This is a genomic window from Streptomyces glaucus, assembly GCF_039533365.1.
GTDB classification, from domain to species: Bacteria; Actinomycetota; Actinomycetes; order Streptomycetales; family Streptomycetaceae; genus Streptomyces; species Streptomyces glaucus.
In genome coordinates this window covers 1-20,690 of record NZ_BAAATK010000075.1, presented here as the reverse complement: position 1 = coordinate 20,690, position 20,690 = coordinate 1, and the positions used below count along the sequence as shown (strand labels likewise).

Genomic DNA, 20,690 nt, shown 5'->3' with positions numbered 1-20,690 from the left:
CAAGGAGTTGCGCGGAGCATTTGTCTTCCTAAGACCGCTTGGCCTCCGACTTGACGGCCGGCCCACAGCTGGGGGCTGGAGGCGTGCGCCTCGCTGTCGAACACGCCGTGCGTGCCGTAGTCCCGCTTCTCGTCCGCCGGTTCCCAGAGGTTGCCCTCTCCCCCGGGCGCCGGGAAGGCGTCGGTCTGCTGCGCGCCGAATCCGGTGCGCGCGAGGTACCGGTCCAGCAGCCCCGGCACGGCGGCGTTGGCGAGCAGCGTCGCCACCGTCGAGGCGCCGACCCGGTACTCGCGCCGCCGCGGGTGGTCGGCGGCGCGCAGCACGGCGCGGGCGGCGACCTCCGGCTGGTAGATCGGCGGCACGGGCTGGGCGTGCCGGGGCAGGTACGTGCGCAGCCAGGTGAACTGCGGGGTGTTGACGGCCGGCAGCTGGACCATCGTGACCCGCACCCCGGACCCGTCGTGCAGCAGTTCGCAGCGCAGGGACTCGGTGAAGCCCTTGATGGCGTGCTTGGCGCCGCAGTAGGCGCTCTGCAGGGGGATGCCGCGGTACGCGAGCGCGGATCCGACCTGCACGACGGTGCCGTGGTCCCGCGGCAGCATACGGCTCAGTGCCGCCCGGGTGCCGTTCACGTATCCCAGGTACGTCGACCGGGTCGCCTGGAGGAACTCGTCCGGTGTCACGTCCGTGAACCTGCCGAAGACGGCGCTGAAGGCGTTGTTGACCCAGACGTCGATCGCGCCCAGCTCCGCCTCCGCGCGCCGGGCGGCCTCCTCCACCTGGTCCGGCTCCGCCATGTCCGTGACGATGGGCAGCGCCTGCCCGCCCGCCTCCCGCACCTCGGCCGCCGCCCCGTCGAGGCCCGACCGTCCCCGGGCGAGCAGCGCCACCCGGGCCCCGCGTGCGGCGAACATCCTCGCCGTCGCCCGTCCGACCCCCGCGCTGGCCCCGGTGACCACCACCGTCTGCCGTGCTGTCCTGCTCATCCGTTCTCCTCGCCTGTCGTGGCTTCGTCGTGTGACGTCGTCCCGGGTATCGCCTTGCGGTGCCGGGAAACGGGAGGGACGGCCGGGACCGGGGCGGCGTCCCGGTCCCGGGCCCGCGCCGGCGGGCGGGGCGGTCGCGACGGCGTCCGGGCGGTCGGCGTAGTGTCGGGCCGGATGGGCACACGTCACCGCGTGACCTCGGCTGATCATCTCTTCGCCCTGCTCGGCGCGGGTGCGCTCGCGGCGGCTGTGGTGCCGCGTCTGGTGGCGGGACGCCCCCTGTCCATGCCGCTGGTCTTCCTGCTGTGCGGGATCGCCCTGCAACTGCTGCCGGTGCCCCTGCCGGACGTCGACCCGGTGCGGGACCGGGCCCTGGCCGAACACCTCACCGAGGTGTGCGTCATCGTCTCCCTGATGGGTGCCGGGCTCGCCCTCAACCGCCCCGTCGGCCGTCTGCGATGGCGCGCCACGTGGCGGCTGCTCGGCATCACCATGCCGCTGAGCATCGCGGTGGTGGCGGTGCTGGCCTGGTGGCTGCTGGACTGGCCGGTGGCCGCCGCCCTGCTGATCGCGGCCGTGCTCGCGCCGACCGATCCGGTGCTCGCCTCGGAGGTGCGGGTCGGCGAACCGACCGACTCCGAGCACGACGAGGACGAGGTGCGCTTCGCGCTGACCAGCGAGGCCGGCCTCAACGACGGCCTCGCCTTTCCCGTCGTCGCGGCGGCCGTCGCGCTCGCCGCCGCGGGCACCGGCCCGTACGGCGGCCGGCTCGGGCACTGGCTGCTGGTCGACGTGGGTTACAAGTGCGTGGTCGGCGTCCTCGCCGGTCTCCTCGTGGGCAAGATGCTCGGCTGGCTCTTCTTCCGCGCCGGCCGGCAGGCGATGCGGCTGTCCGAGCACCGGGAGGGCTTCGTCGCCCTGGCCGCCACGTTCCTCGCCTACGGCGTCACCGAGCTCCTGCACGGCTACGGCTTCCTGGCCGTGTTCATCACGGCCTGCCGCATCCGGGCCGCCGAGCGTTCCCACGGCTACCACGTCGTCCTGCACGACTTCGTCGAGCAGATCGAGCGTCTGCTGACCGCCGTGCTCCTCTTCCTGCTGGGCGTGTACGTCGCGCAGGGCGCCCTGGCGGCGCTGACGTGGCAGGCAGCGGTCGTCGGCCTGCTCCTGCTGTTCGTGGTCCGTCCGCTCACCGGCTGGGCGGCCCAGTTCGGCGCGGCGGCGGGCCCCCGGGAACGCGCGGTCATCTCGTTCTTCGGCATCCGCGGCATCGGCTCGCTGTTCTACCTCGCCTACGCGCTGGGCGTCGAGACGTTCCACGTGCCGGCCGGGGAGCTGTGGGCCCTGGTGACCTTCACCGTCGTCGTCTCCGTCATCCTGCACGGGGTGACCGCCTCCCCCGTCGTGTCCCGCCTCGATCGGCTGCGCGTCCTCCGGGTGCGCACCCGCCGGGGCGGCGGGCGGGAGCCGAGCGAGGACGAGGTGGCGAACGAACGGCTGTGACCGCTCCGCCAGCCGCTCCCGCGCCGGCCGGTCCGGCGGCGCGCGAGCGGCGGCCCGCCCGGCCGGACCGGAACCGGTGAGCCTGCCGCCGCGGCGCCGGGCACACCGACCGCCGGCGCCACGGACGCGCCGTCGCCGCCCGTCGGCCCGCCTGCCGCCGGCTCACCCACGAGCGCGCGGCCCGGGTCGCGGAAGGCGCCGGGCCGTACGCGCCTTCCCGTGATCCCGCCGTTCAGCGTCCGGAACCACACCGCCTGGCCCAGGGGAGCGGTGATCCGGGTGGCGTCGCCGCGGTCCCTTCCGGACAGTGAGAACCATGAACCGACACCGACGCCCACCCCGGCGGGCCCCGTGGATCGCGGGCGGTGCCGCCGTACTCGTCCTCGGTGGCATCGGCGTATGGGCGTTGGTGGCGTCGGACGGCGACACTCCCCTCCCGACGCCGTCGGCCTCGACCGACCTGTCCGTGCCGACGCCGGACCCGCCGCCGTATCGGACGACCGGACCGGAGACACCGAGCACCGCACCGCCGACGCCGACCCGCACACCGGACACCACACCACCGACGCCGACACCGACACCGACGCGCACGCCGGACACCGCACGGCCGACACCGACCCGCGCGCCGGACACCGCACGGCCGACACCGACCCGCACGCCGGACACCGCACGGCCGACACCGACCCGCACGCCGGACGCCACACGGCCGACACCGACCCGCACGCCGGACGCCACACGGCCGACACCGACCCGCGCGCCGGTCCCCGAGCCGACGGTGACGGCCCGCACCCGGCAGCCGGAGCCGCCGGGCGGCAGGCCGACGCCCCACCGGACGGCGGCCGTTCCCCCGCCCCCGACGAAGCAGGCGCCGACGCCCGCACGGCCCATGCCGCCGAGACCGACACCCACACGATCCGCGGTGCCGAAGCCGACACCCACACGGCCCGCGGTGCCCGAGCCGCCGGTGACGAGGACGCCGCCGAAGCACACACCGCCGCCGCGGTCACCGGCCCCCGTGCCCCCGCCCACGCCCCCCACGGCGGCGCCTTCGGCACCGTCGGCGACACAGTGGTACACGAGCGCGTCGGCGACGGCCGCCGCGCGGCGCATGGCCGCCGCCGGGGCGGTCGGCGATCCCGCCTGTTCGCTGTCGGCCGTCGGCCGGCCGGATCCGGCACTGCTCCCGGGGGGCCTCGCGCGGGTCGGCGTCGGGCAGGCCGGCGCCTACTGGTGCCTGGTGTTCTGAGCCGTCCGGGGCCCCGCCCCGCCGCCGCGGCAGAGGATCCCGCACCCGAAGGTCCGGGCAGCGGCGAACGGGCACCGCGCCGTCACGCCCCGCGGGGCCGGGAGGAGACGCTCGCGCCGCGGGGCGGACGCCGGGCCGCCCGCCGCGGCGCGGGCGGGCCTCAGCGCACGCCCGCCGCGTCCAGCAGGGCGGCCACGGTGGGCAGGATCAGCCCCTCCAGGCTGTCGGCCCGGACCCCGGCGCGGGCACTGGCACCGTCGAAGACGAGGGTCAGCTGCCGGGCGAGCAGGCCGGGGTCGGCCGCGCCACCGCGTTCGGCCTCGGCGCGGAAGAAGGCGGTCAGGTCCCCCTTCACCCGGCGGGCCACCCGGCTCGCCGGATGGTTCTCGTTCTTGATCTCGATCTGGGCGGACAGGTACGGGCAACCGTGGTACTCGGGTACGGCGGCCTGGGACTCCACCTGTGCGAAGACGTGCGCGATCCGCTCGCGCGGCGAACGCGCGTCGTCGGCCCCGGGCAGCAGCCGGGCCGCGTACGCGGCGGCCTGCCGTTCCAGAGCGGCCGCCAGCAGTTCGTCCTTCCCGGCGAAGAGCTGGTACATGGAGCGCTTGGAGACCCCGGCCGCCTTGCACAGCGCCTCGATGCCGACGCCGACGCCCTCGCGGTAGGTGAGCGCGGCCGCCGCCTCCAGCAGCCGCTCGCGGGAACCGGGCTTCACGTCTGTGGTCATGACGGGAGAGTAACCCGGCACCCGGCAGCGGAGAAACCGTTCGGTTTACCCCGGCCGGCGCGCCGCCCGCGACGGCTCCGGCCCGGCGGGACAGGGCGCGGACCCGCCTCCGGGGCGCGGCGGACCCGAATCCGCCTCCCCGCCCCTCCCCCCGCGCCGGGACGGCCGGGCTTGAGGAATGAAACCGATCGGTTTACGGTTGCGGAAACCGATCGGTTTACTCATGAGGAGATGGACATGCCCTCGCTCAAGAACGCTGTGGTTCTCGTCACCGGTGGCAGCCGGGGCCTGGGGAACGCGCTGGTGGAGGAGGCGTTCGCGCGCGGCGCCGCCAAGGTGTACGCCACGGCTCGCGACCCGCGCACCGTGCGGCACCCCGACGCCGTGCCGCTGGCGCTGGAGATCACCGATCCCGGCTCCGTCACCGCCGCCGCCGCGCAGGCCCAGGACGTCACCGTACTGATCAACAACGCCGGGGCGTCGGTGAACGCCTCGCTGCTCGACGCTCCGCTGGAGGACGTCCGCCGGGAGTTCGAGACCAACTTCTACGGGCCGCTGCGGGTCACCCGGGCCTTCGTGCCGATCATCGAGCGCAACGGCGGAGGCCACGTCCTCACCGTCCACTCGGCCCTGTCCTGGCTCGGGATCGCCGGCTCGTACAGCGCGTCCAAGGCCGCCCTGTGGTCCCAGTCCAACTCCCTGCGCCTGGAGCTGAAGCCGCGCGGCATCGGGGTCACGGGCCTGCACGTGGGATACGTCGACACGGACATGACGGCGGGGATCGACGCGCCGAAGGCCAAGCCGAGGGACGTGGCCGTGCGCGCGCTCGACGGGGTCGAGTCCGACGCGCACGAGGTGCTGGCCGACGACGTCTCGCGGCGGGTCAAGGCGGCCCTGGCCGAAGACCTCGCCGCCCTGTACCCGCAGCTGGCCGCGTAGCCCACCCGCACGCCGAGGAGATCCACACGGACGGCGCACCCATCCACCGGGTAAGTCGACTGACGGATGCCGCGGCCGCCGATCACGGTGAAGCTGGAACCCACGACCCGGCGCCGCACCAGCGGGGCCGCCCGCCCCGCGCCCGGTGCGCGGCTCGTCACCGCCCCGCCCGGGGCCGCTCCGCCTTCGAAAGGAAAGAGCCATGCCGTTCATCACCGTCGGCCAGGAGAACACCACCGACATCAACCTCTACTACGAGGACCACGGCACCGGCCGGCCGGTCGTCCTGATCCACGGCTACCCGCTCGACGGCCACTCCTGGGAGAAGCAGAGCGCCGCCCTGCTGGAGGCCGGCTACCGGGTCATCACCTACGACCGCCGCGGCTTCGGCCAGTCCAGCCAGCCCACCACCGGCTACGACTACGACACCTTCGCCGCCGACCTCAACACCGTCCTGGAGACCCTCGACCTCCAGGGCGTCACCCTCGTCGGCTTCTCCATGGGCACCGGCGAGGTCGCCCGCTACCTGGGCACCTACGGCTCCGCCCGCGTCGTCAAGGCCGCCTTCCTCGCCTCGCTGGAGCCCTTCCTGCTCAAGACCGACGACAACCCCGCCGGCGCCGCCCCGATCGAGTTCTTCCAGGACATCTCCGCCACCGTCAAGGCCGACCGGTACGCCTACTACACGGCCTTCTACAACGACTTCTACAACCTGGACGACACCCTCGGCTCGCGCATCAGCGAGGAGGCCGTCCGCAACAGCTGGAACGTCGCCGCCGGCGGCGGGTTCCACGCGGCCGCGGCCGCACCGCTGACCTGGTTCACCGACTTCCGCGCCGACATCCCCAGGATCGACGTGCCCGCCCTCATCCTGCACGGCACCGCCGACAACATCCTGCCCATCGACTCCACCGCCCGCCCCTTCCACAAGGCCCTGCCCCACGCCGACTACGTCGAGATCGACGGCGCCCCGCACGGCCTGCTGTGGACCCACGCCGACGAGGTCAACCAGGCGCTGCTCGCCTTCCTCGCCAAGTGACCCGGCGCCGGGCGCCCTTCCCCGCGGCGGGAACGGCGTCCGGCGCCGAACGGCCGGCCGGCGCGGACCCCCGTCCGCGCCCGCCGGCCGCGCGTCCGCGGGGCCGGTGCCCGCCCTCCCGCGCGTCGCGGCGATCCCGGGCCCGGCCGGCCGGGGCGTCAGGCGGTCAGCCCGACGGCCAGGGCGCGGGCGGAGCCGGTCAGGCGGGGCAGGAGGTCGACCACGGCGTGCGCGAGGCGCGGCTCCTCGGCGTACAACCGGGCCAGGGCCTCGGGCGGGTGGGAGATCTGCCACAGGGCGCCGGCGAGCAGGCTGACCGCGCTCACCAGTTCCCGGGCCGCGGGCTCGTCCAGGGCGGGGAGGAAGCGCGCGCAGGCCTGCGCCATGTCGTCCAGGGCCGCCAGCGCCGCCAGCTTGTACGTCAGGACCGCCTCGGCGGAGACGTGGCGCTCCAGGTGGAGCGCCACGTGGGAGAGCAGGTCGCAGAGCAGGGGCTGGTCCACGACGGTCCGGCTCAGCGCCTCCGCCAGTTCGTCGACGGTGCCGTCGGTCCGCTCGCCCAGTGCCGCGCGCAGGGCGGAGGCCCATTCGGTCCAGCCCTCCGCGGTGAGCCGGAGGTAGATCTCCTCACGGGTCTCGACATAGCGCAGCACGGCCGACTTGTGCAGGCCCGCCGCCTGGGCGATGTCGGTCAGCGTGACCCCGCGCACGCCTTTCTCCAGGGCGAGGGAGCGCGCCGCCTCCAGGATCGAGGCGAGCCTCAGCTCCTTGTGCTCGGGCCGGCGGGCGCGCTGGACATGGGAGGGCAGCTTGGTCACCCCGCCAAGTTAGCAGAACACCGTTGCACCAATAAGAGAACAGCGTTGCCTTGACTAGAGAACGACGTTCTCTTAACTTGGAGGCACGTGACCGCTCCTCCACCCGGAGAGCCGGGCGGTCCCGCCGGATCCGGCGTGCGACACCCTCCGCCGGTCCCTTCCCCGCCGCTCTCCGAGAAGGACGCACCGTGATCGTCTACGACAAGCTCTACATCGGCGGCCGCTGGACCGAGCCCGCCGAGAAGGACCTGCTGGAGGTCCGCTCCCCGCACGACCGGTCGCTGGTCGGGCGGGCCGCCGAGGCCACCGTCGCCGACGTGGACCGCGCGGTCCGCGTGGCGCGCGAGGCCTTCGACACGGGCCCCTGGCCGCGCCTGACCCCGGCCGAGCGGCAGGAGGTCGTCGCCCGCTTCGACACCCTGTACGCGAAGCGCGCCGAGGAGATCGCCGATCTGATCACCGCCGAGAACGGCTCCGCGCGCTGGTTCACCGGCTGGACCTCGGCCGCGCTGTCCGAGCAGACCGACGCCTTCCTGCGCGCCGCCGCCGCGCTGCCCTGGGAGGAGGAACTGCCCCGGGCCGAGGGGGCGACGGGCCGCACCCTGGTGCGGCGCGAGCCGGTCGGCGTGGTCGCGGCCGTCATCCCGTGGAACGCCCCGCACCAGTCCGCGCTCGTCAAGATCGTCCCCGCTCTCCTGGCGGGCTGCACCGTCGTGCTCAAGACCTCGCCCGAGAACGCCCTGTCCACCCTGCTGCTGGGAGAGATCCTCACCGAGGCCGGCGTGCCGGAAGGCGTCGTGAGCATCCTGCCGGCCGACCGCGCCACCAGCGAGCACCTCATCTCCCACCCGGACGTCGACAAGGTCGCCTTCACCGGCTCCACGGGCGCCGGCCGCACCATCGCCTCCCTCGCGGGCCGGCAGCTCAAGCGGGTCAGCCTGGAGCTGGGCGGCAAGTCCGCCGCCGTCGTCCTCCCGGACGCCGACCTGGACGCCCTGGTGGAGGGCCTGAAGTTCCTCTCCTTCGCCAACAACGGCGAATCCTGCGTCGCCCACACCCGCGTCCTGGTGCACCGCAGCCGCTACGACGAGACCGTGACCAGGCTGAAGGACCTCGTCGAGTCGCTCACCGTGGGCGATCCCGCCGACCCGGACACCTTCATCGGCCCGATGGTCCGGGCCGACCAGCAGGCGCGCGTGCGCTCCTACATCGAGACCGGCATCCGCGAGGGCGCCCGCCTGGTCACCGGCGGCCCCCAGGTGCCCGCCGGGCTGGAGGACGGCTACTACGTCACCCCCACCCTCTTCGCCGACGTCGACAACTCCATGACCATCGCCCGGGAGGAGATCTTCGGCCCGGTGCTCGTGGTCATCCCGTTCGACGACGACGACCACGCCGTCCGGATCGCCAACGACTCCCCCTACGGCCTGGGCGGCGGAGTGTGGACGGCCGACGAGAGCCGCGCCCTGGACATCGCCCGGCGCATCCGCACCGGCACCTTCTCCGTCAACGGCGCCCCGCCCTCCCTCGACGCCCCCTTCGGCGGCTTCAAGAACAGCGGCATCGGCCGCGAGTTCGGCACCGTCGGCCTGACCCAGTACGTCGAGTACAAGACGATCACGCTCCCGTAGCCGTCCGGGCGCCGGGGCCGAGACGGCCGGCGCGCCCGCCGGCGGCGGCCGGGCCCCGACGGGCGGACGCCCGTCGGGGCCCGCGGCGTCTCGCGCTCCGTGCGGGAGAAGCGGGCGTCCGATGGGACCGCTCCCCGGGCGAGCGGAACCGCGCCGGTCCGTCCGGGGAACGGCGGCCCGCTCACGGCGGAGCGGGCGTCACCGGCCCTCCATCCTGCCGAGGGCGTCCCGCAGCTGGGCGCGCGTGGTCACGCCCAGCTTCGGGAACACCTGGTACAGGTGGAATCCGACGGTGCGGGCGGACAGCAGCAGGCGTTCACCGATCTGCCGGTTGGTCAGGCCGGTCGCCGCCAGCCGCGCGATCTGCAACTGCTGGGGGGTCAGCTGCCCGATGCCCCGGTTCCCCGGTTCGCCGCCGTTCGGCGTCACTCCGCACGCCCGCAGCTCGGCCGTGGCGCGGGCGGCGAAGGGACGTACGCCGAGCTGCTCGAAGACCGTCAGCGCGGCGGCCAGTTCCGCTCGCGCCTCGCCGGTGCGCCGCCGGCGGCGCAGCCACTCCCCGTGTTCGAGGAGGGTGATCGCCCGTTCGAAGGGCCACTGCTCGCCCGACGGGTCGGCCAGCGCGGCCCGGAAGTGGTCGCCGGCCGCGTCCTCCGCGGCGAGCAGGGCCCGGGCCCGGCGCACGAGCAGGGCCAGGCGCGCGGACATGCGGCCCGCGAGCTGCCGCTCCACCGCCCTCACCACCGCTTCCGCCTCCTCCTGCCTGCCCACCCGCACGGCCGCGGCCGCCAGATCGGCGATGCCGTAGTAGGAGGCGTGGTAGTGCAGGGGCCGGGGGTCGGCCCCTGCCGAGAACAGACCGCGCAGCAGCTCGTATTGCAGCGGGTGGTTCCCGTCGGCGGCGGCGACGGCGGCGCGGACGGTGCGCGCCCGGGCGTCCAGGGCCCGGCTCTCGGCGGGATCCGTCCCGGCCGCCGCCCGGTCGATCAGTTCCCGGGCGCCGTCGGTGTCGCCGCGCAGGGCGAGCAGCGCGGCGCTCACGTACCGGGCCGCGCGGCCCGCCATGTCCAGGCCGTTCTCCTCGGCCACCCGGCGCGCCGCCTCGGCGGACGCCGATGCGGTGCTCCGCCCCGGCTTCCGGCGCGACCGGCCCCGGCCGGGCGGACGGGCCGGTCGCGCACACGCGTACGGGTGCCGGACCCCCGGGCCGCGCCAGGGGCCGAGGCCGGCCGGGGCTCCGCGGCAGGGGGTCGTCAGCGGGGCTTCTCCTCGGACTCCTGCCGCTCCCTCATGGCCTCCTTGGTGGGCTCGTCGGACGTGTCGGGCCGGGACCGCCCCTCCTCCTCCGGATGGACGTCCCGCTCACCGGTCTCCCGTTCCAGAGGCGACGTGCTCTCGCGTTCGGTCTCGCCGGGACCGCTCATGGTGTACCTCCTCGGGGCAGCTGACGACGGGCCTACCGGTTTCCCCCGGACCACGAGGCGAAACGGACCCGGGACCCGTCCGGTCGGCAGGGGTTCCCGCTCCCCGCGGCCGCGGCGCTCGCGGCCGGGCGGACACCGGTGCGCGCCGGTTCCGCTGCTCCGCTCTCAGCCCGGTCCCATGTGCAGACGCACCACGAGCCCCTGTGCCGTCGTCCGGATCTCGACCAGGTCGCACAGCTGATGCATGATCCACACGCCCCGGCCGCCGGCCGGGGAACGGGGATCGGGACGGCGCCGGCCGGTGAGGGGGTCCGTCAGCCGGCCCCGGTCGCCGATCTCCGCGACGAGCCCGTCGCCGGCCCGCCACATGCGCAGGGTCCCGCTGCCTCCGCCGTGGCGCACCGAGTTGCTGGTCGCCTCGCTGACGGCGAGGAGCCAGTCCGTGCGGCGGTCCGGCGTCAGTCCGGCGGCCGCCGCCCAGCGGTCCGCCTCGTCGCGCGTGCGCGCCAGATCCAGTTCGCCGAACGGGACGACGACCGGGTCCCGCGGCTCGGGCAGCGGAGTGTCGCAGTCCCGGCAGACGTCGTGCGGATCGGCGTAGCGGGGACTGGCGCGGTAGGCCGCCGGATCACCGACGACCGGGTGGGTGCGGTGGGCCTGGGCGAGCACGTCCCCGGGCAGCGCGGTGTCGTAGGGGCACAGGATGCTGACCGGGCGGCCCTGGAAGGCGAGGTTGATCAGCGCCTCGTGGCGCGTCGCCTCCCGGGCCTCCGCCGGCGTGCGCCCGACCCAGATCGGCTCGCCCACGATCGACGCCGGCGCGTGCGCGGTCTCGTGGCGGTCGGCGAACTCCTGCAGCATCGACAGGATCCGTCCCGGGTTGCGGCCCGCCTGGGTCATGTCCACCCAGGTGACGTGCCGGCGGTCGCCGTCGAGGGCGTCGCGCAGCAGCGGCAGGCGCGGGCCGGGCACGGCGACCAGCACGGGCCGTCCGTCGTCCAGGGCGCCCTGGACGAAGGTGCCGACGCCGTCGAGGTACTCGTCCTCCGTGCCGTAGAACAGGGCCGGGTGGAAGAAGGCGGACTGCCGTCCGGAGCCGGCCGAGGACCGGGAGTGCGTCCTCATCGGTCCACGACCTCCACCGCGGCGCCGAGCTCGGGGAACAGTTCCAGCAGGCGGCGCAGGGACGGCGGCGCCTGCCGGATCCGCAGCGACGGCCCGCCCGGCCGCCCCGCCGCCGCGTCGGCCAGGGCGGCGAGCGAGGCGGCGTCCAGGTGGCGCAGGGCGGAGAGGTCCAGTTCCATGCGTTGTGCCGGGGCGCCCCTGACGGCGGCGGCCGCGGCGGCGACGGTGTCCCGCGTGTCGTACCCGGCCGATCCGGACATCAGCAGGCCGGGGCGGCCGGCCAGCGGCGCCACCCGCAGCGCCGGGTCGGCGACGGTCTCCCCCCGGTGCGACAGGTGGGCGCCGGCCAGCACCCTCACCTGGGCGTCGGGCAGCAGGCGGCGGTCGTAGAAGCACCACGCCGTCAGCGGCAGCCGTGCGAAGACTTCGTGATGTATGCGCAGTTCGTACTCCAGCAGCCGGTCGGCGCCCGCCGTGTCCCGCGCGCCCCAGGCCATCTCACCGATCGCGCGCAGCCCGCGGTGTCCCCGGGCGAGGGCGGCCTCGAGCGCGTCGTACCACAGCCCGATCATCTCGTCCGGGTCGAAGCCGGCGCCGGCGAGGTACGTCTGCGCGGCGGTCGACACGGACAGCTGTCCGCGTGTCACGGCGGCCGCCGCGTCGATCCCCGCGTCGGTGAGCGTGCGCAGCACCCGCCCGGGGTCGGTGGTGTCCGCGAAGTACTGCACCTGCTCGTCCCGCTCCAGTCCGCCGCGGACGAAGGCGCAGAGGTGACCGGCCCACTCCCGGTCGTCGGAGAAGACCACGCCGGCGTGCCGGCCCGCCGCCGGAACCCGGTCGGGGGGTGCAGTCGCCCCCGGCATCACCGCCACGCTGCTCGCCCCTCGTCCTGTCCGTCGCGCCTTTCCGTACATGGAAACACACGGGGCCGCGCCGTCGCCCCTCCGTGCACGGGTCCGTGCTCGCCCGGCCGGCCCCGCGGCCCTTCGCCGCGCCGCGTCCGCCGTGGTCGCCGGACGCGGCGGCCGCTCAGGAGGGCTCCTCGGGCAGGTAGTAGGTCTGCCGCAGGAACGCGGCCATGTCCTCGAGCGCCTGCACGTAACCCGCCGTGTAGCGCGCGTCGGTGTCGGTGCGGCCGCTCTCGGCCGCCGCCCACCGGTCCAGGTGCAGGGCGATGTGCAGGTGATTGCGGTACAGGTCGCCGTCCTTGCCGTCGAGCGCGGCCCGCGCGCGTTCCCCGTCCCAGTCCTCGAGGCCGCTGGTGTCGAAGTCCAGCAGGTCCTCGTCGCGAGGCTGCATCGCGTTCTCCTCCCGGCCGGCGCCTGCGGTCGCTCAGGTGTCCTCCCAGTACCTCGGCGGGCGGCCGGTGAAGCGCTCCCGGCGGGGTTCGCGCCCTCCCGGCCGCCGGCGTCCTCGCCGGGGCCGGGGCAGCGCGGCCACCGCCGGGGGCGGGCGCGGTGCGGTCACCGCCGGGGGCGGCTGCGGTCAGGATCCGGCCGGTCCGCTCACGGCCGCGGCCGGTGGGGCCGGGCGGAACGGGCAGGCCACGTCGGCCACGTGGTCGTCGGGCCGGGCCGTCGCCCAGTTCGGGTAGTAGACCTCCCGGGCGGAGCCGCTGCGGACGTGTCCGTGCCCGGCGAGCCAGGCGCCGACGGCGTCGTGGGCCGCGGTCATCGCCGGATGGCCCTCCTGGCCCTTCCTCACGGCCAGGTAGGCCTCCCGGTGCGCGGGCTCGATCCGCACGCCGGCCCGGCCTGCCGGTTCGACGGCGTCCCGCGTCGGCGCGCAGACCTCGACCGGGCCGTCGGAGTCCTCGCCCACCAGTCCCCGGTAGACGGCGAAGACCGGCCCGGACAGCCCGGCCCCCGCCCGCCGCAGATGGCCGAAGAGCAGCTCCGTGGCCTCGCCGAGGAAACCGGGGAGGCCGGCGGCGGTCACGTGGCCCTGGGTGAAGAGCACCTTCTGTTCGGGGACGTCGCGTTCGGCGATTCCCCGGACGGGCGGCCCGCCCCCGGTCAGGACGTGCCGGGCGTACCGCACCGCCGCGCGGCGGGCGGCGTGCGCGGACTCCTGCTGCCGCTCGTGGGCGTCGAGCAGCCGCGCCCGCTCCGCGCCCTGCGCGTCGAGCAGCACGGCGATCCGGTCCAGGGACATGCCGGCGGCGCGCAGCAGCGCGATGTGGCGGGCCCGCTCCACCTGGTCGGGGCCGTACCGGCGGAACCCGGTCCGTGGGTCGACGTGGGCGGGCGCCAGCAGTCCCCGGTCCCCGTAGAGCCGCAGCGCCTTGTGGCTGAGACGGGTCCTGGCCGCGAGTTCCCCGATGGTGATCAATTCCTGGTCCACGCGGCCACTGTGCCCCCTGCCCCTGGGGCAGGGGCAAGCCGGGCCGCGCCGCCCGCGCGGCCGGCGTGCGGCCCGCCGGGGAGCGCCCGGGCCGTCCCGTCGCCGCCACCGTCGGCTGCGCGGAGCCCGCCGCGTCCGCGCGCGCGGCCGCCCGGGCCGCGCCCGCCGGCCGGACCGGGCCGGTGTCCCGCGCCCCGGCGGGCGTGGGGGTGGCCGAGGAGCGGACCGGCGCCCTGGCCACACTGATGATCAGCGCCCTGGAGGGGCGATCCTCATCGCCCGCGCCGCACTCGGCGTCCGCGCCCTGACGACCGTGGCACGCGGACCCGGTCCCCTTCTCGACGCCCCGGTGCGGCCGGCTCACCCGGCCGCCCCTCCCGGCCGCGCCGAGCGGCGCGTGCGGGCTCAGCCGGGGAAGCGGCCCGTGGAGCGCAGGGCCCAGCGCCGCTGCGCGTAGGCCAGGTCGTCGCGCCACAGGCGGCCCGCGGCCGCCCGGACCAGCGGACGCAGTAGCGGGGCGGCGCCGCGGGCCGCCCGGAAACCGAGCCGGTCCGAGGTGGCCACGACGGCCTCCACCACCGCGGTGCGCGGCCTGCCCAGGGGGTCCGGCCCCAGGGGGGTGGCGTGGGTCTCCACGACGGAGCCCGCGCCCTCGCCCTCGGCGATCCGCATCAGGACGGTACGCGGTCCCGGCGCGGTGAAGACCGCGCGCACCGGGACGACGAGCCGCCCGGCGACCTTGAACGAGACGTCCACGGTGAAGGCGTCCTCCGCGGCCCGCCCGCCGGGCGTGTCCACGACGGTGAGGTCGACGAACGAGTACGGGTGGAACCACGCCCCGTGCCAGGGGTCCAGGCGGTTGGCGACGATGTCCTCCGGTTCGCAGGTACCCACCCCGGTGTAGACGGCCGTCAGTGTGCCGGGCGGCGCGGGCCGCGCGGGCACCGGGGGCCGTTCCGTGGGCTCCTCGCCGCCGGCCTCGTCGAGCCGCACCCAGACCAGGACGCCGTCGTCGTGCGCGGGCCAGGGCCGCCAGCCGGCGAGCGGGGCGCCGCGCAGGGCGAGCCCGTGCCAGTGGCACACCAGGGCGCCGCAGCGCACGGGGCTGTCCCGCAGGGGCGCGCCCAGGTGGGGGCAGGCGCCGGGCCCGGCGACGAGGCGGCCCCGCGGGCCCCGCCAGACCACCACCTCGCGGCCGGCGACGGTGCCGGCGAGCGGGCGGGCGGCGCCCAGGGCGCGGGAGGCCCCGAGGACGTACCAGTTGCCGGACGGCCTGGCCCGCGCCCGTTCGAGCGCCTCGGCGATCACGGCGGGGCGGGCGTCGCGCCACGTGGGCCGCTGGCGGTCCCAGGCGACGGGGGCGCGGCGCAGGCGCAGCGGCAGACGCCCGCGCCGGGACGGGACGGCGGGTGTCACGCGGCCTCCTGGTGCCGGGGGGAGGGGGCGGACGCGAGCGGGCCGGACCGGCCGGGCCGGAGGCGGGCGGCACCGCGCGCCGCGGCCACCCGCAGCAGTCCGTCCGCGGCCACCCGCGCCCGGCGCCGGCGGGACACCACGGCGCGGCGGTGCAGCGCCGCGTACCCGGTGGCGGCGACGGCGTCCAGGATGTTCCCGTACAGGACGAACGCGGTGCGGATGCAGGGACGGGACACCGGGTCGAGCATCGCGATGCCGGGCTCGGCCCGCCGGTAGGCGGCGCGGGTGAGGGCCTCGAAGTCGCGCAGCGCCGCCGTGACGCGGGGGTCGGCGCGGCCGGTGTCGCGGCACCGGCGCAGCAGTCCGCGGTCGACGCCGTGGGCGCGCAGCAGGTCGGCGGGCAGGTAGACCCGGCCGCGGTCGAGGTCCTCCCCCACGTCCCGCAGGAAGTTGGTCAGCTGGAAGGCGACACCGAGTTCGGCCGCGTGGCGGGCGGCCTCCTCCCGCGGCGCCACGGTGCCGAGGACCGGCAGCATCTGCAGCCCGATCACCGCGGCCGAGCCGTGCATGTAGCCGCGCAGCTCGTCGTAGGTGGCGTACGAGGTGACCGTCAGGTCGCTGCGCATGGCGGCGAGGAAGTCGGCGAAGTGGCGGGGCGCGATGGCATAGCGGCGGACGGTGTCCGCGAGCGCCCGGACCACCGGCTCGGCGCCGCCCTCGCCAGCCAGGGCCCGGCCGAGGTCGGCGCCGAGCCGGTCCAGGGCGCGCGCCCGCCGCGCCGGGCCGGCGTCGCCGGCGAGCGAGTCGACGATGTCGTCGGCCCGGCGGGCGAAGCCGTACAGGGCGTGCACGGCGGGGCGGCGGTCGGGGGTGAGCAGCCGGGTGGCGAGGAAGTAGGTGCGGCCGTGCCGGGCGTTCAGGCGGCGGCAGTACGCGTAGGCGGCGCGCAGCCGCGGGTCCTCGATGCCCGCGGCGTCCAGCTCCCGGCCCGTCACGACCGCGTCTCCCGCGCCTGCGGGCCGCGCCGCCGGCCCCGCGCCGCGGCCGGGGGGCGGCCGCCGGTGATGCGGGCGGCGGCCAGCTTCCCCGACAGCAGGACGGGCGGCACGCCCACACCGGGCGTCGTGCCGCAGCCCGCGAGGACGGCGTTGGCGGTGCCGCGCACGAGGTTGCGGGGACGGAACGGGCCGGTCTGGGCGAAGGTGTGCGCGGCGGAGAAGGGCGTGCCGGCGCCGTGCCCCTGCCCGGCCCAGTCCGCCGGTGTCACCAGGCACTCCTCCTCGATGGCCGCCGCGATGCCCGCCAGTCCCCGGCGGTCCAGCTCGCGCAGCAGGCTCTCGCGGTAGCGCGGGCCGAGCGCGTGCCAGTCGGCGGCGCCGGGGCCGATGTCGGTGTTGGGGCAGGGCGCCAGGACGTAGTGCAGGTGGCGGCCCGGCGGGGCCAGGCCGGGGTCGGTGGCGGTGGGGCGGGTGATCAGCAGGGAGGGGTCGCTCATCAGCGTGCCGGTCCGGGTGAGTTCGTGGAAGGTGCGCCGCCAGGCGCGGCCGAAGGACAGGGTGTGGTGGGCCAGTCCGGGCCAGGTGCGGTCGCAGCCGGCGTGCAGGACGACGGCCGACGGCGCGTGCGTCAGCCGCACCGGGCGGCGCGGGACGCGGCCCAGCAGGCGGTAGGCCACCGGCAGGTCCGGGGTCAGGACCACCGCGTCGCAGGCGATGCGCTGCTCGGCCGTCACCACGGCGGTGACCCGCTCGCCGGAGCGTTCCAGCCGGGTGACCCGCTGCCCGTAGTGGAACCGCGCGCCGGCCGCCGCCGCCGCGTCGGCCATCCCCCGCGGAAGGGCGTGCATGCCGCCGCGGGGGAAGTACACCCCGGCGACGGTGTCCATGTACGCGATCACCGCGTAGGCGGCGAGGGCCCGGGCGGGCGGCACGCCCGCGTACAGGGCCTGGAAGGAGAAGACGCGGCGCAGCCGCTCGTCGCGCAGGTGGCGGGCGATGCGGGACTCCCAGCGGCCGAAGCCGCCGAGCGCGGCGAGCCGGGCCAGGTCCGGGGCCAGGAGTTGCAGCGGGGAGTCGAAGTCGGCGTCGAGGAAGCGGCGCCGCTCGACGCGGTGCAGCTGCTCCAGCCAGTGGCGCAGCCGGCGGTAGCCCGCCGCCTCGGCCGGTCCGGCGAACCGTTCGACCTCCGCCTCCATCGCCTCCGCGTCGGTGTGCACGTCGAGAGTGCTGCCATCGGCGAAGCGGGCGCGGTAGGCCGGGTGCAGCGGGACCAGCTCGACCCGGTCCCGCAGCCGTTCGCCGACCGCGGCGAACGCCTCGTCGGCGATGTCCGGCATGGTCAGCACGGTGGGCCCGGTGTCGATCAGGTAGCCGCCGCGCACCAGGCGCCCGGCGCGCCCGCCGGGCCCCGGGTCGCGCTCGACCAGCGTGACCCGGCGGCCCGCGCCGAGCAGGTGCAGGGTGGCGGACAGACCGGCCAGCCCGGCCCCGACCACCACGACGTGGTCGGTGGGTCCCGCCAGGGTCCTGGTCACCGGCCCGCCTCCCGTCCCGCGGCGGCCAGGGCGGCCCCGGGCGGGGGTCCGCCCGGGGCGGGCACGTCGGGTGCCGTCCCGGTGGCCTCGCACAGCAGCCGGCGCAGCCCGGCCGCCGCGCGCGGTTCGCACGGGGCCTCGCCGAGGTGGCGCAGCGCCTGCTCGGTCAGATGCGCGATCCGCGCCCCGACCAGGTCCCGGGCGCCGGTGGCGACGAGGACGTCCCGGACCCGGGCCAGCGCGCTCTCGGACAGGTCCGCGCGGCCCACGCAGTGGTCCAGCACGTCGAGCGCCGTCCGGTCGCCGGCGGCCGTGGCCCGGGCCCGGGCCACGGCGAGCAGGTAGGTGGGCTTGCCCTGGCGCACGTCGCCCGCGGACGGCTTGCCGGTGTCGCGCGGGTCGGCGAACACGTCGTCGAGGTCGTCGCGCAGCTGGAAGGCCAGGCCGGCGCAGCGTCCGGCGCGGCACAGGACGCGCGTGGTGCCGGGGTCCGCGCCGGCCAGCGCGGCGCCGAGCTCCAGGGGCCGCGCCACGGTGTACAGGGCGCTCTTGAGGCGGGCGGCGCGCAGCGCGCGGGCCACGGCGAACACCGAGGTGGCCCCGCCGTGCACGTCGAGGTACTGGCCCGCCGCCATCTCCGTGCGCATGGTCCGCCACACGTCCCGGAGCCGGCGCGCGGCGCCCGCGCCGGCCTCCTCGTCGAGCAGGAGGTCCGCCACCACGTCGTCCGCCCAGGCCAGCGCCAGGTCGCCGGCGAGGACGGCGGCGGAGGCGCCCAGGTGCCGGGCCGCGGCGCCCGGCACGACGCCGGCGTACTGGCGGGCCACGCCGGCGTGCACCGCCGGGCCGCCCCGGCGGGTCGGCGCGGCGTCCATCACGTCGTCGTGGACCAGGGCGCAGGTCTGCAGCAGTTCGAGCGCCGCGCCCGCCCGCAGCGCCGCGCGGGTCCGCGCCGGATCCTCGCCGCCGCAGGCGCGGAAGGCCCACCACAGGAAGCGGGGGCGGAGGCGGCCTCCGCCGTGCAGGGTGGAGTGGGCGACCCGTTCGGCGACGTCGTGGGCGAAGACCGCGTCCAGTTCCCGGCAGTGGGCGAGACGGTCCGCGAGCACCCGCTCCAGCACCTGCCGGACGGCCCCGGCCACGTCGTCGTCGACGGCGCGCGGATCCGCGGGGCGGTCGTCCCCCGGCTCCGGGCCCGGGGGCCGGGCGGCCTCCCGCGCCTCGTCCTCCGCCGCGCCGTCGGCGCCGGCCGGGGCGGTCCCCGGGGGGCGGGCGGTCGGGCCGCCTCGGGCGCCGGGCGGCTGCCGCGGCGGGTCTGCCGTGTGCCGGCCGTTCGCCTGGGTGGAGCGCATGACGGATCCTCTCGCCCGTGGGGTGGTCGTTCACTGTCATCAGACATTCCGCACGGCCGCCGCCTTGGGATGCGCCGTTCGTTGGATACGGCCCGGCCGGCGCGACGGCCGGCGGCCCGTACGGCGGCACGGATGAGCGGCCGGGCGACACGCGAGCGGGTGCGTCCGCGGCGGGCGCCTCACCGGAAGACTGGGCGGATCCGCTGCCGCCCCGGGGAAGGGAGCCCGTCGTGCACATCGAGGCGGACGTCGCCGTCGTGGGGGCCGGGGCCGCCGGGCTGTCACTGGCGCTGCGGCTGGCCCGGCCCCCCGCGGGCGCGCGCCGGCTGCGCACGGTGCTGCTGGCCGCGCCCCCCGGACCGGCCCGTGCCGCGCCCCGCACCTGGTGCTTCTGGGAGGCGGCGGCGGGCCCCTACGACGCCGTGCTGCGGGGCTCCTGGCAGCGGCTGCGGGTACGGGCCGGGGACGGCACGGCCGTGGAGGCGGGTATCGCGCCGCTGCGCTACAAGATGCTCCACTCGGACGACTTCGAACGGCTCGTCGGGCGGGAGCTCGCCACGAGCCGGGCCGTGTCCCGCGTCGAGGCCGCCGCCGACCGGATCGAACCGGAGCCGCACGGCGCCCTGGTGCGCGCCCGCGCGGCCGGCGGAGAGAGCGTGACCGTCCGGGCCCGGTGGGTGTTCGACTCCCGGCCGCTGGGGCGTCTGCCGGCCGCCCGCACGACGCTGCTGCAGCACTTCCGCGGCTGGTTCGTGCGCTGCGGGCAGCCCCTGTTCGACCCGTCCGCCGTGGAGCTGATGGACTTCCGCACGCCCCGGCCCGCGCACGGCCTGTCGTTCGGCTACGTCCTGCCGACCAGCCGCCACGAGGCCCTCGTGGAGTACACGGAGTTCTCCCGCGCGGCGCTCGGCCGCGAGGAGTACGACCGTGCGCTGCGGCACTACGCGGAGGACGTGCTCGGCCTGCGCGGCTACCGGGTCACCGCGTGCGAACAAGGGGCGATCCCCATGACGGACGCGGCCTTCGCCCGGCAGGCCGCCCCGTCCGTCTTCCGGATCGGCGCCTCGGCCGGGGCCACCCGGCCGTCGACGGGCTACACCTTCAGCGCCGTCCAGCGGCAGACGCACGCCGTGGCCGCCGCGCTGCACGCGGGGCGCCGCCCCCTGCCCCCGCCCGCCCACACCGCCCGCTCCCGGTTCATGGACGCCGTGCTGCTGCACGCCCTCGACAGCGGCCGGGTGGACGGCCCGGCCTTCTTCACCACGCTCTTCGCCCGCGTGCCGGCCGTCCGGCTGCTGCGGTTCCTGGACGGCCGCACCGGGCCGGCCGAGGACCTGGCCGTCGGCCTGCGCGTCCCGGTCCTGCCGATGCTGAGGTCCGCCCTGGCGCTGCCCTTCCTGCCGCGCCGCGGCGTCCCGCACCCCTGACCCCGTCGTCCGCCGTGCCCGCCGACCCTTTCGGAGACCCCGTGCCCCTTGCCCGCGACGCCGACCCGGCCACCGCCTTCGACCACGCCGCCCGCGGCCCCGACACACCGGCGGCCGCCGGTCCCGGCCACCACGCCCGCCCGCGCCGCGCGGCCCGGCCCGGCCCGCCGCGGCGCGC

General features: G+C 76.7%; 17 protein-coding genes. 5 read left to right on the top strand and 12 right to left on the bottom strand.

The annotated features are described in order from the left end of the window. Nucleotides 1–1,178: 1,178 nt before the first annotated feature. A complete protein-coding gene (locus ABD363_RS30540) occupies nt 1,179–2,489 on the top strand; it encodes a cation:proton antiporter (protein WP_344609447.1) in 1,311 nt (436 codons plus the stop codon). Nucleotides 2,490–3,895: 1,406 nt separating this feature from the next. On the opposite strand, the gene ABD363_RS30535 is transcribed toward ABD363_RS30540, so the two are convergent. Beyond that, complete coding sequence (locus ABD363_RS30535; RefSeq protein WP_344609445.1) at nt 3,896–4,465, bottom strand: TetR/AcrR family transcriptional regulator; 570 nt, start codon at nt 4,463–4,465, stop codon at nt 3,896–3,898. Between the two features lie 237 nt (nt 4,466–4,702). On the opposite strand from ABD363_RS30535, the gene ABD363_RS30530 reads away from it, so the two are divergent. Both ABD363_RS30530 and ABD363_RS30525 read left to right on the top strand, forming a co-directional pair. Beyond that, entirely contained in the window at nt 4,703–5,404 is a 702-nt protein-coding gene (locus tag ABD363_RS30530) for an SDR family oxidoreductase (RefSeq protein WP_344609443.1), read from the top strand. A 202-nt stretch (nt 5,405–5,606) separates the two neighbouring features. Continuing rightward, a complete protein-coding gene (locus tag ABD363_RS30525; protein ID WP_344609441.1) occupies nt 5,607–6,443 on the top strand; it encodes an alpha/beta fold hydrolase in 837 nt (278 codons plus the stop codon). A 158-nt stretch (nt 6,444–6,601) separates the two neighbouring features. On the opposite strand, the gene ABD363_RS30520 is transcribed toward ABD363_RS30525, so the two are convergent. Beyond that, nucleotides 6,602–7,261 carry a TetR/AcrR family transcriptional regulator gene (locus ABD363_RS30520; RefSeq protein ID WP_344609440.1) on the bottom strand — a complete coding sequence of 220 codons (660 nt, stop codon included), beginning with the start codon at nt 7,259–7,261 and terminating at the stop codon, nt 6,602–6,604. 188 nt (nt 7,262–7,449) lie between these two features. Here ABD363_RS30520 and ABD363_RS30515 point away from each other — a divergent pair, with 188 nt between their 5' ends. Continuing rightward, nucleotides 7,450–8,892, top strand: coding sequence for an aldehyde dehydrogenase (locus ABD363_RS30515; RefSeq protein WP_344609438.1), 1,443 nt, complete (start codon nt 7,450–7,452; stop codon nt 8,890–8,892). A gap of 198 nt (nt 8,893–9,090) precedes the next feature. Here ABD363_RS30515 and ABD363_RS30510 read toward each other — a convergent pair whose 3' ends face one another. The 10 genes from ABD363_RS30510 to ABD363_RS30465 form a co-directional block, all read right to left on the bottom strand. Continuing rightward, on the bottom strand, nt 9,091–9,981 hold the full coding sequence (locus ABD363_RS30510; protein ID WP_344609436.1) for a helix-turn-helix transcriptional regulator: 891 nt from the start codon (nt 9,979–9,981) through the stop codon (nt 9,091–9,093). Between the two features lie 164 nt (nt 9,982–10,145). Continuing rightward, the gene (locus ABD363_RS30505) at nt 10,146–10,316 is read right to left on the bottom strand and encodes a hypothetical protein (protein ID WP_344609434.1); all 171 of its coding nucleotides are present in this window, start codon (nt 10,314–10,316) and stop codon (nt 10,146–10,148) included. Nucleotides 10,317–10,481: 165 nt separating this feature from the next. After that, nucleotides 10,482–11,441, bottom strand: coding sequence for an anti-sigma factor RsbA family regulatory protein (locus ABD363_RS30500; RefSeq protein WP_344609432.1), 960 nt, complete (start codon nt 11,439–11,441; stop codon nt 10,482–10,484). Beyond that, nucleotides 11,438–12,304 carry an MEDS domain-containing protein gene (locus tag ABD363_RS30495; protein WP_344609430.1) on the bottom strand — a complete coding sequence of 289 codons (867 nt, stop codon included), beginning with the start codon at nt 12,302–12,304 and terminating at the stop codon, nt 11,438–11,440. Before ABD363_RS30495 ends, ABD363_RS30500 begins: the two co-directional genes overlap by 4 nt. Before the next feature lie 166 nt (nt 12,305–12,470). Next, nucleotides 12,471–12,740 carry a hypothetical protein gene (locus ABD363_RS30490; RefSeq protein ID WP_344609428.1) on the bottom strand — a complete coding sequence of 90 codons (270 nt, stop codon included), beginning with the start codon at nt 12,738–12,740 and terminating at the stop codon, nt 12,471–12,473. Between the two features lie 186 nt (nt 12,741–12,926). Continuing rightward, nucleotides 12,927–13,784, bottom strand: coding sequence for a MerR family transcriptional regulator (locus ABD363_RS30485; protein WP_344609426.1), 858 nt, complete (start codon nt 13,782–13,784; stop codon nt 12,927–12,929). A 405-nt stretch (nt 13,785–14,189) separates the two neighbouring features. After that, a complete protein-coding gene (locus ABD363_RS30480) occupies nt 14,190–15,200 on the bottom strand; it encodes a Rieske (2Fe-2S) protein (protein ID WP_344609424.1) in 1,011 nt (336 codons plus the stop codon). Next, nucleotides 15,197–16,195, bottom strand: coding sequence for a phytoene/squalene synthase family protein (locus ABD363_RS30475; RefSeq protein WP_344609422.1), 999 nt, complete (start codon nt 16,193–16,195; stop codon nt 15,197–15,199). Before ABD363_RS30475 ends, ABD363_RS30480 begins: the two co-directional genes overlap by 4 nt. Continuing rightward, nucleotides 16,192–17,733 (bottom strand): phytoene desaturase family protein, encoded by a 1,542-nt coding sequence (gene crtI, locus ABD363_RS30470; RefSeq protein ID WP_344609420.1) that lies wholly within the window; start codon nt 17,731–17,733, stop codon nt 16,192–16,194. Before crtI ends, ABD363_RS30475 begins: the two co-directional genes overlap by 4 nt. Then, nucleotides 17,730–19,085, bottom strand: coding sequence for a polyprenyl synthetase family protein (locus ABD363_RS30465; RefSeq protein WP_344609418.1), 1,356 nt, complete (start codon nt 19,083–19,085; stop codon nt 17,730–17,732). The genes crtI and ABD363_RS30465 overlap by 4 nt, the downstream gene beginning before the upstream one ends. 230 nt (nt 19,086–19,315) lie before the next feature. On the opposite strand from ABD363_RS30465, the gene ABD363_RS30460 reads away from it, so the two are divergent. After that, nucleotides 19,316–20,512 carry a lycopene cyclase family protein gene (locus tag ABD363_RS30460; protein ID WP_344609416.1) on the top strand — a complete coding sequence of 399 codons (1,197 nt, stop codon included), beginning with the start codon at nt 19,316–19,318 and terminating at the stop codon, nt 20,510–20,512. Nucleotides 20,513–20,690 lie beyond the last annotated feature (178 nt).